The sequence below is a fragment of the Arthrobacter sp. B0490 genome (genome assembly GCF_002929355.1).
Lineage (GTDB): Bacteria > Actinomycetota > Actinomycetes > Actinomycetales > Micrococcaceae > Arthrobacter_D.
On sequence record NZ_PJIR01000003.1, the window covers coordinates 530,916 to 545,874 of the forward strand.

At 62.4% G+C, this 14,959-nt stretch carries 12 protein-coding genes; 6 read left to right on the forward strand and 6 right to left on the reverse strand.

Annotated elements, in window-relative coordinates:
* Positions 1 to 8: 8 nt before the first annotated feature.
* Positions 9 to 740 carry a phosphoribosyltransferase gene (locus CXQ97_RS07925; RefSeq protein ID WP_104180357.1) on the forward strand — a complete coding sequence of 244 codons (732 nt, stop codon included), beginning with the start codon at positions 9 to 11 and terminating at the stop codon, positions 738 to 740.
* A 288-nt stretch (positions 741 to 1,028) separates the two neighbouring features.
* On the opposite strand, the gene dhaK is transcribed toward CXQ97_RS07925, so the two are convergent.
* From dhaK to CXQ97_RS07945, 4 genes are read right to left on the reverse strand one after another with little or no spacing between them, the layout of a single operon-like run.
* The gene (gene dhaK / locus CXQ97_RS07930; RefSeq protein ID WP_104180276.1) at positions 1,029 to 2,024 is read right to left on the reverse strand and encodes a dihydroxyacetone kinase subunit DhaK; all 996 of its coding nucleotides are present in this window, start codon (positions 2,022 to 2,024) and stop codon (positions 1,029 to 1,031) included.
* A gap of 46 nt (positions 2,025 to 2,070) precedes the next feature.
* Positions 2,071 to 2,703 carry a dihydroxyacetone kinase subunit DhaL gene (gene dhaL, locus CXQ97_RS07935; protein ID WP_104180277.1) on the reverse strand — a complete coding sequence of 211 codons (633 nt, stop codon included), beginning with the start codon at positions 2,701 to 2,703 and terminating at the stop codon, positions 2,071 to 2,073.
* On the reverse strand, positions 2,700 to 3,518 hold the full coding sequence (locus tag CXQ97_RS07940) for an HAD-IA family hydrolase (protein ID WP_104180278.1): 819 nt from the start codon (positions 3,516 to 3,518) through the stop codon (positions 2,700 to 2,702). Before CXQ97_RS07940 ends, dhaL begins: the two co-directional genes overlap by 4 nt.
* Positions 3,519 to 3,520: 2 nt before the next feature.
* Positions 3,521 to 4,384, reverse strand: a complete 864-nt coding sequence (locus CXQ97_RS07945; protein ID WP_104180279.1) for a class II fructose-bisphosphate aldolase — start codon at positions 4,382 to 4,384, stop codon at positions 3,521 to 3,523.
* A gap of 191 nt (positions 4,385 to 4,575) precedes the next feature.
* On the opposite strand from CXQ97_RS07945, the gene CXQ97_RS07950 reads away from it, so the two are divergent.
* Positions 4,576 to 5,013, forward strand: a complete 438-nt coding sequence (locus CXQ97_RS07950) for a heme-binding protein (RefSeq protein WP_104180280.1) — start codon at positions 4,576 to 4,578, stop codon at positions 5,011 to 5,013.
* 123 nt (positions 5,014 to 5,136) lie between these two features.
* Here the strand turns inward: CXQ97_RS07950 and CXQ97_RS07955 are convergent, their stop codons facing one another.
* Positions 5,137 to 6,162: an ATP-dependent 6-phosphofructokinase gene (locus CXQ97_RS07955; protein ID WP_104180281.1), complete on the reverse strand. Its 1,026-nt coding sequence runs from the start codon at positions 6,160 to 6,162 to the stop codon at positions 5,137 to 5,139.
* On the opposite strand from CXQ97_RS07955, the gene CXQ97_RS19440 reads away from it, so the two are divergent.
* Positions 6,161 to 6,397, forward strand: coding sequence for a heme-binding protein (locus CXQ97_RS19440; protein WP_146069597.1), 237 nt, complete (start codon positions 6,161 to 6,163; stop codon positions 6,395 to 6,397). The genes CXQ97_RS07955 and CXQ97_RS19440 overlap by 2 nt on opposite strands.
* 106 nt (positions 6,398 to 6,503) lie before the next feature.
* Positions 6,504 to 7,295, forward strand: coding sequence for an alpha/beta fold hydrolase (locus CXQ97_RS07960; protein WP_104180282.1), 792 nt, complete (start codon positions 6,504 to 6,506; stop codon positions 7,293 to 7,295).
* A 48-nt stretch (positions 7,296 to 7,343) separates the two neighbouring features.
* Here the strand turns inward: CXQ97_RS07960 and CXQ97_RS07965 are convergent, their stop codons facing one another.
* A complete protein-coding gene (locus CXQ97_RS07965; RefSeq protein WP_181035007.1) occupies positions 7,344 to 9,176 on the reverse strand; it encodes a GAF domain-containing protein in 1,833 nt (610 codons plus the stop codon).
* Between the two features lie 795 nt (positions 9,177 to 9,971).
* Between CXQ97_RS07965 and CXQ97_RS07970 the strand changes: the two genes are divergently transcribed.
* Both CXQ97_RS07970 and CXQ97_RS19445 read left to right on the forward strand, forming a co-directional pair.
* Positions 9,972 to 13,490, forward strand: coding sequence for a serine/threonine-protein kinase (locus CXQ97_RS07970; RefSeq protein ID WP_104180284.1), 3,519 nt, complete (start codon positions 9,972 to 9,974; stop codon positions 13,488 to 13,490).
* 170 nt (positions 13,491 to 13,660) lie between these two features.
* Entirely contained in the window at positions 13,661 to 14,938 is a 1,278-nt protein-coding gene (locus CXQ97_RS19445) for a phospholipase D-like domain-containing protein (protein ID WP_146069598.1), read from the forward strand.
* Positions 14,939 to 14,959: the final 21 nt, after the last annotated feature.

Consider the following 14,959-nt stretch of genomic DNA (forward strand, 5'->3'; position numbering starts at 1 on the left):
AGAAGAGCGTGCCGAGGAACCAGTCCAAAACCTTTCTGGACAGGACCGACGCCGGCCGGCAGTTGGGGCAGAGGCTTGCCGGGTTGCGGGGTCAGGACGTGGTGGTGCTGGGGTTGCCCCGGGGCGGCGTTCCGGTGGCCTTCGAGGTGGCGAAAGCCCTTGATGCGCCGCTGGACGTGATCGTGGTGCGGAAGCTGGGAGTTCCGTACCGGCCGGAAGTAGCGATGGGCGCCCTCGGGGAGGACGGCACCCGCGTCCTCGATGCGCATATTCTCACGTCGGCCCATGTCACGGAGGAGGACCTGCGAACGGTCGAGACGAAGGAACGCCAAGTACTGGAGGGGCGCCGTGCCCGCTACCGGCAGGGAAGGAGTCGGACAGATGTCCACGGGCGCATGGTCATCGTCGTGGACGACGGCGTCGCCACTGGCTCCACTGCGCGGGTGGCATGCCAGGTGGCCAAGCAGCTCGGTGCGGCACGGGTGGTCCTGGCAGTGCCTGTCGCGCCGGCCCGGACTATGGACTCGTTCGAAGAAGCGGACAAGGTCGTGAGCCTGGTTTCACCGCGGAAGTTCCAGGCGGTGGGCTGCTACTACCGCGACTTCTCACCCACCGAGGACGACGAAGTGGTGAAGCTGCTCGACGCCTCCCGCTCACTGCAGGGTTCGGGAGGCATGGCTGTCCCTGCTCGCGGCAAGGGCCGTAGCAAGCCGAACCGGTCGACATCTGAGCCGGCCTGAAGACAGGAGCAGGCCCAAGGCTCCGCAGGCCCGAGACGCTGCCGACGGAGCGTACTCCCACCTCGATGTGACCGATAGGAGTGGCAGACAGCCGTCGACGCGTTCGGCGGCACTAACGCCGTCCAGAGGCGGACCGACCATCAACCTCTCCTCGATCGCCGGCATACGCGGTCATGACCAGGTCCCGGGGTATTCGGCCTCGGTCTAGCGGGCAGCGCCACCTAATGCCCCACAGAACGGCGGGCCGGTCACCGAAAGGTGAGCGGCCCGCCGTCGTACGCCGTAGATCTAGAAGGTGCGAATGGGGATCTCCGCTGGGTCCATGAGCAGCCCCTCGATCTCGTCATCGAGCCGCACCAGCGTGATGGACGCGCCGGCCATGTCCAGGGACGTGCAGTACTCTCCCACATAGCTGCGGCCCACGCTGATGCCCTGCTCCGCGAGGCGCTTGTGCGCCTGCCCGTACAGCAGGTACAGCTCGCTGATCGGGGTACCGCCGAGGCCGTTGACCATGAGCGCCACGCGGTCGCCCTCCTTGAAGGGCAGGTCCTTCACGATCGGCGCGAGCAGCTCCTCGACGATCTCGTTGGCCGGCATCATCTTCGCCCGACGACGGCCCGGCTCCCCGTGGATGCCGACGCCCATCTCGATCTCGTCGGCGCCGAGCTCGAACAGCGGGCTGCCCTTGGCCGGCGGCGTACACGCGGTGAGCGCGACGCCCATGGTGCGGGTCACCGAGTTCACCTTCTCGCCGATCCGGATGACCTCGTTGAGGTCCGCACCCCGCTCGGACGCGGCGGCCACGGCCTTGATGACGAAGAAGTTGCCCGCGACCCCGCGGCGGCCGATCGTGTAAGTGGAGTCCTCCACGGAGACGTCGTCGTTGATGAACAGTGTCTTCACCTCGATGCCGTCCGCCGAGGACATCTCCTGCGCCATCTCGAAGACCATCTTGTCGCCCGTGTAGTTGTTCACCAGCAGCAGCACGCCCTTGGGCGACGCCATGAGCTTGGTGGTCTCGTACACGTAGTCGAACGGCGGGGCCGCGAACACGTCGCCGGGGCACGCGGCGTCGAGCATGCCCTTGCCCACGATCATCACGTGGGCGGGCTCGTGCCCGGAGCCGGAGCCCTGCACGATCGACACCTTGCTCTCGTCGGGGCCGTCGGCGCGCATGATCAGGTTGTACTCGGGCACGTACTTCAGGGTGTCCGGGTTGGCGAGCGCCAGGCCCTCGAGCATCTCGGGGACGAACTGCTGCGGATCATTGACGAACTTCTTCATGGGGGCTCCACATCGTTGTGAGGGTTGGACGGGTGAGGGGGAACAGTCAGGGCCAGTCGGCCACAATGCGTTCGACGATGACGGCCACGGCCACCGCGCCGGCGTCGGGCGAGCCGATGCTGCGCGTGCCGCTGTAGCTGGCGCGGCCGCGTCTGGCCTCCATGGTCGACGTCGCATCCGCACACTCTCGCACCTTCACGGCAAATGCCTTCCGGCAGTCCTCCGGTGAGGCGCCCGCAGCGAGCTGGCGTTCGAGTTCGTCGGTGGCGGGGATGAGCGCGTCGAGCAGGGTCTTGTCGCCGAGATCGGCGTTGCCGCGCTTCTTGATGCCGTCGGTGGCTCCGCGGAGCATGGCGACGACGGCGGCCCCGTCGATGGTCTCGGTGGTCTTCGCGGCGGCGGATGCCCGCAGGAACGCCGTGCCCCACAGCGGGCCCGAGGTTCCCCCGATCCTGCTGGAGATGGCGAGCGCGATCTGCTGCAGGAACGTGGCCACGTCGTCGCGCTTGAACGAGTCCCAGTCCGCCAGCACCTTCTCGAAGCCGCGGGCGAGGGAATAGCCGAGGTCGCCGTCGCCCACCACGGCGTCGAGGTCACCGAATTCCTTCTCCTTCTCGACGGCGGTCTGTGCCAGGGAGTGGACGACGTACTCGACGTCATCGATCTTGGTGGTGCTCATGATGTCTCCGTTCCGGTCGACGATGCGTGGGAGATCGACGGCGCTGCGTCGGCGTCGAGTAACGACTGCAAGGTGGTGAGCGTTACGGCGCCACGGACCTCGACACCGAACGGGTCCGCAAGCACCTCGGCCTGCTCACCGTTCGGTTCGCCGAGTGAGCTGACGACGAGGGCGGCGCCCGTGAAGTCCTCCTCGCGGGTGAAGCTGCTGACCGTCACCACGGTGGCCAGGCGTGCACCGATGGCGGCGCGCAGCCCGTTGCTGCTGTCCTCGACGACGATCGCCTCGCGCGACGAGACGCCGAGTTCCTTCAGCGCGAGCAGGTAAATGTCCGGGGCGGGTTTCTTGGCGGGCACCACATCTCCGGCGAACACCGCGAAGTGCGACGCGAGGTCCTCTCCGACGGCGTGCGTGAGGACGGCGCGGACGGCGGGTTCCGCGGAGGTGGAGGCAACGGCAAGCGTCCAGCCGGCGTCATGCGCTTCCCGCACGATGCGGGCGATTCCTGGCCGTGCCGGCATGACGCCGCTCTCCACGAGCCCCTTGTAAATCTCGGTCTTGCGCTTGTGCCAGGCGAGGATCGCCGCGTCGGTGGAGGAATCGTCGTTCAACCCGAGCTCGGCCACCAGGGCGGGGGTCAGGATGCTGCGCATCCGCTCCTTGCCGCCGCCGATCTTCACCCGCTCGGCATACTCCTCGACGCTCCACTGCACGGGTACGCCGAACGCGGCGAAGGTCTGGTTGAAGGCGGGCAGGTGACCATACTGCTCGGTGTCGGCGAGCACGCCATCGCAGTCGAAGATGAGGGCGGGCATGCTCAGCGGCCGCCCTTGCCGGCGCTGCCGAATTGCGTGCAGAGGTCCGTGACCAGGGCGACGACGTCGGCCCGGGTGTGCTTGAACAGCGACGGGGGATCCCACTTGTTGTTCTGTTCGGCCTGCTTGAGGAATGCCAGGCTGGACTGCATGTACGTCTCTTTCAGCGCCGTGGAGATGTTGACCTTGGCACAGCCGCGGGCGATAAGGTCGGCGAACTGCTCGGCGCTCAGGCCGCTGCCGCCGTGCAGGGCGATGGGGACGCTGCGGGCCTCGACGAGCTGGGTGACGCGGTCGGCGTCGAGCACCGGGGCAGCCTTGTAGCTGCCGTGGGCGTTGCCGATGGAAGGCGCGAAGACGTCGATCCCGGTTGCGTCGATGAAGGCGAGCGCTACCTCCAGGGTCTGCTGGCGGGACACGTCGTCGGACCCGTGGTCGTCCTCGACGCCGGTGATCGCCTCGATCTCGCCCTCCACCTGCGCGTTGTGGCGGCGGGCCTCGGCGACGACCTCGATGGTCTGGCGCTGGTTCTCCTCCACGGGGAGTTCGGACGCGTCGAAGAGAACCGAATTCCACCCGACCCGCAGGCAGTCCGTGATGACCTCGCGGTCCGGGCAGTGGTCCAGGTGCAGGGTGACGGGCACCTCGATGCCGCGCGTCAGGGACTGCCACATGTCGAAGAGCACGCGGGTGCCGATGGTGCGCACGGTCTTCACCGAGGTCTGCAGGATCACCGGGGAGTTGGCCTCCACCGCGCCGGCGAGCACGCCTTCCATGGTCAGGTCGTTGAAGATGTTGATGGCGGGCACTCCGTAGCGTGCCTGGAATGCCGGGTCGACGATGTCCTTCAGTGGTACTACAGCCACGATATTTTTCCTCCTGGTCAGGCTTCCTCTCACGCTAGGCGGACGTCGTCGCGCCGGATATGGGGGTTCTCCCGCCCCTCGGCCTGGGGGGAATCACCACCCCGGGTAATCACTACCTCGCCAGCAGCGGACGCGGGTGGTTGAGTGGGCCGCGGCAATCCGGCCACCCACTTCGACGACGAAGGACACCCATGACACCCGGATCAGTACTCGAGACCATCACCTCGGAAGAAGCCCGCATCGTCATCGACGCCGCGGCAGCGAAGGCCACGGAGATCGGCCAGCCCATGGACATCGCCGTGGTCGACGCCGGCGGGAACCTGAAGGCGCACGTGCGTATGGACGGCGCGAACATCGGCAGCATCACCATTTCGATCAACAAGGCCTACACGGCCATCGCCTTCCAGTGTGAGACCGGGGACCTGCAGGGCGTCACCCGCCCGGACGGTCCTATCTACGGACTGAACGATGCCCATGGCGGACGCCTTGTGGTGTTCCCCGGCGGCATTCCGCTGGTGCGTGACGGCAGCATCATCGGCGCGATCGGCGTCTCGACCGGCACGATCGAGCAGGACCAGGAAGTCGCCTCCGCCGGAGCCGCCGCCTACCTGGAGTTCGCGGTCGCCTGACCCCGACGCCCCGGCGCTGCTATTCGCCCGCGGAGCTGGACATCCCCGGACCGTAGCCGTGAACCATACGATGGGACCTCCGCCCTGCGGGGGTCCCATCGCGTTCAATGACTCGGCCCGACCCTAGCCGAACAGGTAGATGGCCTCGTCGTAGCGTGACTGCGGGACCGTTTTGAGCTTGCCCACTGAATCGTTCAGGCTGACGCGGACAATGTTGTCCGCGCGGGTAGCGACCATCTGACCCCAGGCCTCGTCATGGACAGCGTCCACGGCGGCCAGGCCCAATCGGGTAGCCAGGACCCGGTCCGACGCACTTGGGGCGCCTCCTCGCTGGATGTGGCCCAGAGTGGTCGAACGGGACTCGATACCCGTGCGCTCTTCTATGAGGGGAGCGAGGCGTTCGCCGATACCGCCCAGCCGCGGACGGTCGAAGGCGTCCAGCCCGCGGTCCGAATGGGGTTCGGACATGCCCTCGGCGATGAATCCCTCCGCCACGACCACGAGCGGTGTCCGTCCCCGACGGAATGGGCCTTCCACCCAGGCGCAGATCTCGTCGAGGCTGGCTTTCTGCTCCGGGATCAGGATTGCATGGGAGCTTGTGGCCATCCCGGCGTAGAGGGCGATCCACCCGGCATGACGTCCCATCACCTCGGCAATCATGCAGCGGTGATGTGATTGCCCCGTGGTCTTGAGTCTGTCGATCGCCTCGGTAGCTATTTCGACAGCAGTGTGAAAGCCGAAGGAGAAGTCCGTCGCCGAAAGATCGTTGTCCACGGTCTTCGGCACACCGATGATCGGGACACCGCCGTCACTCAGGATCTTGGCGGCGGTCAATGTCCCCTCTCCGCCGATGACGATGAGGGCGTCCACACCGAGGGCGTCGACATTCTTCTGAATCTGCTCGACACCGCCCCCTTCGAGCGGGTTGGTCCGCGATGTCCCCAGAATCGTTCCTCCTAAACCCCCGATCCCTCGGACACTCACCCAGTCCAGTTCGAGGGTGTCGCGGTCCACGAGTCCACGCCAACCGTCCCGGAAACCGACGAACTCGTCGCCGTACGTACGGATGCCACGCAGAACGCAGGAACGAATGACGGCGTTGAGCCCCGGACAATCGCCTCCGCTCGTCAGAATGCCAATTTTCGCCATGAGTCTTTATCCACCATTCTCGTCGAATGCCCGGTACGCTCCGGATTCCACTCAACAAGAGAAACCCGCTCTTCGAAATGAGGGTTTCCCCACCCCTGCACTACGGGAAAACCCCACTGGAGACGCCGACGGCAGCTTCATCGGCGCCGTCGGCGTCTCCGCCGGCACTAACGAGCAGGACCAGGAAGTCGTCTCGGCCGGCGCCACCGCCCATCTGGAGTTCGCGATCGCCTGATTCTGGTGACGGTCTCCTTCCCAATCCCTCGCCACCGCGGGGATCGGCTGCAGCGCTCTATGCCCGCATAGACTGGGCTCTCGCGCCGGCTACGAAAGGCCCCCACATGTTGAACACCGAACGAACCGGCGCCGGAAAGCCACTCGTGCTCGTGCATGGGCTCGGCTCCAGCATCCGCACCTGGGACCCCATTTTCCCCCTGCTGCAGGAACAGCGCGAGGTCATCGCCATCGACCTCCCCGGGTTCGGCAGCAGCGAGCCGCTCGCAGGCGAGGTGACCATCGCGACCCTCACGGGCGCCGTCGCGCAGTTCCTCGAGGAGGAGAACCTGCGCGATGCAGATCTCGTCGGAAGCTCGATGGGTGCACGCATCGTGGTCGAGCTCGCGCGGCGGGGTCACGTCGGCCACGTCGTCGCCCTCGATCCCGGAGGATTCTGGAGCGACACCCAGGCGCGCATCTTCAACGGCAGCATCACCGCGTCCATCGCGCTGGTACGGCGCCTCCAGTCCGTCCTGCCGTCACTCGTCCAGCAGGCTGCGGGCCGGACGGCGTTGCTCGCCCAGTTCTCCGCGGCCCCCTGGAAGCTCGACCCGGACCTCGTCCTCACTGAGCTCCGCGGATTCGCCACCTCGCCCAGTCTTGACGAAGCGCGGAAGTCGCTCGCGCACGGACCGCGCCAGGCAGGCGCGCCGCAGGGGACGATCAAGGGCACGCTGGCGTTCGGCTGGGGCCGGGCGGACAGGGTCACCCCGCTCAGCGAGGCCGCCGTCGCCATGTCCCTCTATCCGGACGCCACCCTGCACGTCTTCGAGGACTGCGGGCACTTCCCGCACTGGGACCAGCCGCAGGAGACAGCCCGGTTCATCCTCGACGCCACCGCCGCTGGGTCTTCGTAACTATCCTCTGAGCCGCACACCTGGCAGGCGTGCTCGCGGTGCTGCTGCCTACCTGGAGTTCGCGATCGCCTGACTTTGGCGCTGCAGGCCGACCAGCATGGTGCGGTTGCGGGTCCCGGTCTTCCGGAGCATCGCGCTCACGTGCTTCTCGACGGTCTTGACCGAGATGACGAGCCGCGTGGCGATCTGCTTGTCTGCCAGGCCTTCGGCCAGGAGGTCCCGGACCTCGAGTTCGCGGGCGGTCAGCTGGATCACCTCGCCGGCGTCCGTCGCGCGGGTCTCCGTGAGTCGAGTGAACATCGCCCCGTCCAGCAGGGCGTCGCCGCGGGCGGCGGCGACGACGACGCGCGCCACCTCCGCGGGTGCGGAGGAGAGGGAGAGGAACCCCCGTACGCCCGACGACGCCGCTGCCGCCAGCTGCTCGTCGGTGGGGCGGTCGACGACGGCGACCACCGGCCGCTCCACGGTGTCACTTTCTTGCGCCCGGGCTTGGGCGTACTGTGCGAGCAGGTGTTCGTCGAGGACGAGCATGTCCGGCTGCAGGAGGGACACCGATTCCGTGAGGTCCTCGAGCGTCCCCACCTCACCCAGCACCTGCACCGACGGCTCGGACGTCTCGAGGAGCCGGACCAGGCCGGCCCGCAGCAGGGGCTGCGCGCAGGCGACGAGAACCTTCCATCGTTCCCGGGATGCGTCACCGTTCGAGGAGTAGGGCACCTCGGCGCGGACGCTCGTGCCCCAGCCCGGCGTCGAGTCCACGTGGAGCTCGCCGCGCAGGAAGTGGGCGCGGGCGGCCATGCCGTGCAGCCCGAGCCGGCTCCCCTTCAGGCTCGTCGTCTCCTGGTCCTCGAACCCGCGGCCGTTGTCCTCGATGACGGCCGTGATGCCGGTGGTGTCGTAGAAGATGCCCACCCGGCACGTCCTCGCGCCTGCGTGCACCACGACGTTTGCGATCGCTTCCTGGATGATCATGAAGAGCTGGTGAGCCACCGCCGGCGCCAGGTCGTGGGGCTCGCCGGTGACGAGGAACGTCACGTCGATCGGGTAGCTCGCGTTGATCCGGTCGACTTCCTGACGGACCGCTTCCTCGAGCGTGCGCCCGGCCAGGCTGGAGGGACCGAAACCCAGCACGGTGCGGCGCGTCTCGAAGAGTGCCTCGTGGGCGAGCACGCGGGCGGCGTCGATGTGCGGGATGGACGGAAATCCGCCCGGCGTCGCCTTGTCCGCGCGGTCGAGGTGGAGCAGGAGCGAGCCGAGAGACCGGCCGATGGTCTCGTGGACCTCCTGCACCGCGCGTTCGCGTTCACCGGCGACGGCGGCCTCGCGTTCCTTCGCGGCGGCAGCCTGGTGGAGCCGGGAGTTCATGATCGCGATGGCGGCATGGTTGGCGAAGAGTTCCACGAGGGACGCGTCGGCCGGGCTGAAGACCCGGCCGGGACCGTCACTGAAGATGGCGAACGTGCCGATGATGGTGCCGGCCCATGTGATGGGCACGCCGATGACGGCACTCCCCCACCGTGGGTCGTTCGGGTCGATGTGGCCCATCGGCACGGACGCGTAGCGGTCGAGGATCACGGTGCCACGGGTTTTCACGATCTGCCCGGTGAGGCCTTCGGTCAGGGGGAAGGTCTGGCCCTCGCGGCAGCCGACGCCCTGATCTACTTCCTTGCAGTAGTAGCCCTCGGCTTCGTGGACGATCGAGATGGAGCCACTCTCACATTCGAGGAGGGCAGCAGCATGCCCGAGGACACGTTCGAGCAGCGGGACCAGTTCGAACTGGCCGGCGAGATCGCCAGCCAGTTCGGTGATGCGGTCGAGCTGCGACGGCGGGGTGTGGCTGCTTTGGTTCTGCGTGATGCTGGGCGTGGGAAGCTGCTGCATGGACGGCACCTGTCTTCTGCAACCGGGCGCGACGCTGCGCTCGGAGTTCCAGGATAGCGGCCCACCTCCCGCTCGAAGGTCCATTGGTTCCACTTCTACTACCCGCGACCGCCCCTAAGCCCAGAGGGCGTGATCAAGGTGCTTTGGGCTCTCATTGAGCGCCGCTGCCACCGCGACCACGATTTCGCGTGCCTCGTGCGGCTGACCTTGCGAGTCACGGCCCGGCTGACTGCTGCAACTATCCGGTAATAGCCTCCACGCCGGGCGTCCCAAGAAGCCTGCAGGACCGCGTCGATCAGACCGGCCTCAATACCTCCAACACGTACACCAGGCCAAACAACCCCATCTTCTCGAGGATGCTCGTTCAGTGTCATGGTTGCAGACGTAAACCCGAGGAACAGAACCAGGGCATCACGGGCGACTGGCCATAACCGGATGCTCGAGTAGCCCGTGCTTTCATCTTCGTAACATGGTGTCGCCGGCGTCCCGCTATCCGCGGGCGGTCACCGCATCAAGGGTCCCGACGCTTCAGTCCGAACAGTCCAACAGCTGTACATCCTCCTCCGTGATCAGGACCAGCGTCCTACCGCCGCGCACTGTCCAGCACCATCAAGATCCACGGTGGCCGGCTAGTACGCACCGAATACTGCGAGACGGTACTCCCGCTACTACACCCTCGACAGCAAAGAACCTGAACAAAAATGGAACTATGAAGGCAGCTTTGACCAGAACGACAAGATACTCGTGATGTGGTTTCCCGGATGATGAGCAAATCAGACTGCTACAATCTCGTACGTGCCGCAGATTATCGAAGATCGCTTCGTACTACAGCCTCAACCTCTCGCCAGTGGAGGGCACAGCGTACTCTTTTGCGGCGTTGATCTGGAACGAGGAAACTGCAACGTTGCAGTCAAGCTGTTCCGACCGCCGCACATTCAAGACGAGCGAGTACTCACAAGATCATGGACCAATGAGCTGGAGGCATATCAAGCTCTTGGTAAGCACCCCAACTTAGTCCGCCTTATTGATTGGGGCAAGACCAAAGAATCTCGTCCGTTCTTGGTATTCGAATGGCTTCAGAAAGACTTGCGGCAACACCTAGAGCAGACTTTCATCGAAGGATGGGACGATCTGTGGCCAATAGCGAAGGGAATCCTGACCGGGCTGAGCGTGCTGCATGAGGCCGGCTACGTGCATCGGGACTTGAAACTAGAGAATATTCTGCTCGATGAAATAGGCACGTACAAGATATCTGACTTCGGCACTACGCGATTAACGGAATCGGTCACTCTCGGCCTTACAATGGCCGCTCTTGGCACACGGCCGTATGCACCGCCCGAGCTTGGAACCCCAACCCCGCTACCGGCGTACGACATCTACTCATTCGGAGTGCTCTGCGTAATCGCGATGAACGGGAAAACGCCGTCCTCCAATGAGGAGGTCAATGAGATGTTACGGCAATCTGATTTTCCACGGGATATCGCGTCCATCATAGCGCGTTGCATCGCAGAGGACCCAAAGGAACGCCCCGAGAGCGCTGCAGTCCTTCTCGCCGAACTAAACGAAACTCAGAACAGTCGAGAACGCGGCCGCCAAAAACTGCGAGACATACACATCGACATACCCGAATCCGTTGGCAAAGCCACTGAACAGCTCTTCGGACTTCGACCCGGCACTGGTCTCGACTACCTGAAAGCCGAACTCAACGAAATGTTAGGGCTGTCGTTCACACGAGGAACCGAGAGCCAACAACCCGATCTCCGCCTCGCTTGCCCTACAGTGCAGATGAGACTCCAGCCGCACTCCTTCAAGATCGGATTCCTACGAATCCAACGAGTCATACGACCAAACCCGCAACAAACGGAGACTGCGCGCACTGACTGGTACAGGCCGACAGTAGCTTTTCGCTACACCTCGCCGAGCGATTCCAGCCGCGCGGCTTACAACCTCGACGCATTGCTCGAAGAGATCCAGGAGGCAGATCTGGCGCTCTCCGAATCGGACATGACGACGACCACTGAATTTTTGAACTGGCGGCAACTACTCAGGGCCAAGTTCGATGTTGAGGACAATCGCGCGGCATCGTTGCGTTATACGTCCTTTAGTGCAAGCGGAAATCGGATTACCTTTGCTCTCGATAGTCAGATCACGGACTCGCAAATCGGAGAGAGCAGGCTCGTGAGAAGTGGTAGGCGGTCTGTCGTCTTCGGGGACATTGAAGCAATCGGAAAGTCAGAACTGGTTCTGTACCTCACGAAGGGAAAGTCGGGTGACTTGCCCACCTCAGGGACCTTGGAACTCGACACCGAAGCAAGCAAATCTAAGATAAGACGAGAACAGTATGCTTTCGACCGATTAACAGCGAGCAAGACCGCACGAACCGATTTGAAAGAACTGCTGCTGGACCCCAGTCGAGCTGCGCCACCGCAACTTGTTGTCGTCGATCGGTTCATCAACGATAATCTCGACGAAACCAAGAAGGAAGCCATTCGGAGAGCGCTGGGAGCCCGCGACTTCTTGGTAGTCCAAGGTCCTCCCGGAACCGGTAAGACTACTTTTATCGCCGAGCTTGTAGCACAAACACTCGCTGGCAATCCAGATGCCCGCATATTGATTGCTTCCCAAACGCATATTGCACTGGATAACGCATTGGCGAGGATAAAAAACACGTTGCCCTCCGCAAATCTCCTGCGTATTGGTCGTGCTGACCAACTCACGGCAGAAAGCCAAGCTTTCAGCATGGAGGCAGCGACTGAATACTGGCGTGACCAGGTTAAGGTCTCGGGAACCGGGTTCATCAAGCAGTACGCCCGAGCTCTGGGAATCAACCTAGAAGCCGATAACATCCCAGCCTTGGTGAATGAACTCTCCTCGAAACTTGAGCGGATTTCCGCACTACGGTCCAAATCGTCGCTCCACCAAGCGCGACGGCGTAAACTCCAGACTGAGATCGAAGAAAGAAACAAACATGCCGCTAAGCTCATCGAGGGTGCTCAAGCGGTCGAGGCGCTACGAAACAACTCCAGCTCCACTGAGATCGACGAGGCTGTCCAGAGGTTCGTTTCTGCCGGCGTCGAGGCCGCTGCAGGTCTTGAATCGAGCGCAGCACTGACAGAGGCTTTGGCGACCTTAGAGTCATCACTGGCTCAGTGGAGGAATGAGATCTCGTCCCTGACGGATCAGCAAGCACAATGGCAGCAAAAGCTTGCACGTACTCTCGACCTGCCTGTGGAATCCACTCCTAAATCGCTTTTGGAGGCGGCAGCGGCTGTGAGTCCCGCCGCCCATCCTCAGTTGGTTGCACTGAGGGAACTCGCCGAGGAGTGGAACGAGCGGTTCGGCTCAGGTCGAGAGTTTCAAGCAGCGTTGCTCGCAAGCGCCGACATCGTCGGGGCCACCTGCGTCGGTTTGGGTTCGATACGGGGTGCTGAACACGTGACCTTTGACCTCTGCATCGTGGATGAGGCGTCGAAGGCAACCGCCAGTGAGACTCTGGTTCCGCTTGTGAGCAGCAAGCGCTGGATACTCGTCGGTGACCAGAATCAATTACCACCGTTTGTTGAGCACGTACTCGACAGCCCCGCACTCCTACAGAAATTTGAACTGGAGAAGGGCACAGCCTCCGAAACCATGTTCGACAAGCTCGTCGACCAACTGCCTGGGTCCGCTATCATTTCGCTTACTCATCAACATCGCATGCATCCGGCTATCGGGACGTTGATCAGCAAGTGTTTTTATAACGGCGGACTCACCAGCGCCTCCCGTGAAGGCAATAAGGCAGTCGAACTAGCTTTCGGCGCACCGGTCCTGTGGTTCGATACCGGTGCCAGAACTGATCGGCGAGATGTGAAGGAAGGACACAGCTTCCGGAACAGAGGGGAGGTTCGCTCCATCGTGAAACTGGTTGATCGTCTGCAGTGGACCGCCCAGCAAGTCGATATGAGGCTCTCTGTCGCCGTTCTGACAGGTTATGAAGCTCAACGTCGAGACTTGGAGGAAGCACTGGCGACAGGAGAACTCTCCCGACACAACCTCGATCTGAGAATTGCCAACGTCGATGCCTACCAGGGACAAGAATCAGATGTGGCAATTTTCAGTGTGACTCGATCGAATGACAATTTTGATACAGGTTTCATAGGGAATAACAACCGGATCAACGTCGCTCTCTCCAGAGCACGAGACGGTCTGATCGTCGTCGGTGATACCTCATTCATCGATGAGCTTCCAGAGGGCAGGAGCGCACTTCAAGTGGTACTCAATCACGTCCGGATCAATACGGTCGATTGCAAAATTGAGATGGCGGACGAGGACTGATGACTCCAGAACAGATTGTGTCACGTCTGGGCAGTCGGCCAGGGGAACGACTCCTCACGTACCGGGAGGTCGCAATACCGTGCTGGGAAGTACCAATAACCTGTCGTGTTCAAGAAAGGAAAAACATTCCGGTCATTACTGAGTTCGTTCTTCGGACAGTAGCAGTCGGTTTGAGTAATGCCCAGGATATTATTTCTTTCCTCGGCTTGGACGAAGCAGTTATCGTACCGATCATGGCCGACCTCGTCCGCTCCGGGGATCTGGCTCCTCGCCTTAATCCTGATGGTTCTGTCGATTATCAGCTCACGCAGCAGGGAAAACGATCCGCAGAAGACCTGGAGCTTGTGACGCCGAAGCAAGCAACGATCGAGCTGTCATTCGATGGAATCACGCACAACTACATCTCCGTCAGTCCTTCCGAAAGGTGGCGTCCTCAAGATCTGAAGAAGGAAGATATTCTTGAGATTCCGGCGTTTCCCGCGGATCCGCCATCTCTTGGGCCGGCCGATACCCAAATGATCTCGCGGGCCGTTCAGCAGCTGATACAACAAGAACCTCCTGAAATTCTCTCAGTACTGGGCGTGACTGGTCGCCGCACGAAATTTTTCGTCAGAGCGATTGCGCTGGTGTTCCAATCATTGGACGCCCTGCAGGAAATCAGTGTGCAGTTCGCCATCGATGGTCGACGCAGTCCAGATCATGAACGTGCCTTCGCGGTGGCGGAGGGCCAGCGAAAACTCGGTATCCTCGACGTCCTCGCAGACACGCCCGTCCAACCAAGCGATCATTTCTCGCCCACCACCCTCGGCAGGATGTCAGAAGAGTCTGACGTTCGATCTCTTCGACTAATCACTCGGAATCTTCAGACCCAAATCTCATCCTTCGGTAATCAAGAAGAGATCTCGAATGATGAATCCTTCTCGGCCGTTGATCGGTTGACCGAGAAGTTGCACACCGCTCAATCGACGCTGGAACAGATGCAGGTTCGGGTACTTGAGGTCGAAGAACATCCGACTTTCCTCGAAGATGCGGTCTCCAGCGCGAAGTACCGCCTAATGATCATTTCGCCCTGGTTGCGGACGGCAGTCATCGATACGACCTTCATCCACAACTTGACCGAACGGCTCAAAGCTGGGGTACAGGTTCTGATTGGTTACGGCATCGGTGATGATGCAAAGAACAAAGATCTGGATGAACGAGCATTGAAACTTCTGACGCCGCTGTCCCGATCCTATCCGAATCTTCGGATAGCTCGTTTGGGCAATACCCATGCCAAAGTACTGATAAAGGACGATGACTACGTCATCATCACCAGCTTCAACTGGCTCTCGTTCAGGGGGGATCCAAACAGGCCCTTTCGGGATGAACGAGGGACATTGGTACGAGTACAATCCGAGATTAACGCCGTGCACCAAAGTTACGAGCATAATTTCCAACTTCAAGGTTAGTCGCGAGCCTCTCGGCTAGAT

Coding starts and splice junctions, on each gene's coding strand:
- CXQ97_RS07955 (WP_104180281.1), bottom strand. CDS start 6,162: ATGGCGAAAATTGGCATTCTGACGAGCGGAGGCGATTGTCCGGGGCTC.
- CXQ97_RS07965 (WP_181035007.1), bottom strand. CDS start 9,176: ATGCAGCAGCTTCCCACGCCCAGCATCACGCAGAACCAAAGCAGCCAC.
- CXQ97_RS07940 (WP_104180278.1), bottom strand. CDS start 3,518: ATGCCCGCCCTCATCTTCGACTGCGATGGCGTGCTCGCCGACACCGAG.
- dhaK (WP_104180276.1), bottom strand. CDS start 2,024: ATGAAGAAGTTCGTCAATGATCCGCAGCAGTTCGTCCCCGAGATGCTC.
- CXQ97_RS07950 (WP_104180280.1), top strand. CDS start 4,576: ATGACACCCGGATCAGTACTCGAGACCATCACCTCGGAAGAAGCCCGC.
- CXQ97_RS07960 (WP_104180282.1), top strand. CDS start 6,504: ATGTTGAACACCGAACGAACCGGCGCCGGAAAGCCACTCGTGCTCGTG.
- CXQ97_RS19440 (WP_146069597.1), top strand. CDS start 6,161: ATGAGTCTTTATCCACCATTCTCGTCGAATGCCCGGTACGCTCCGGAT.
- dhaL (WP_104180277.1), bottom strand. CDS start 2,703: ATGAGCACCACCAAGATCGATGACGTCGAGTACGTCGTCCACTCCCTG.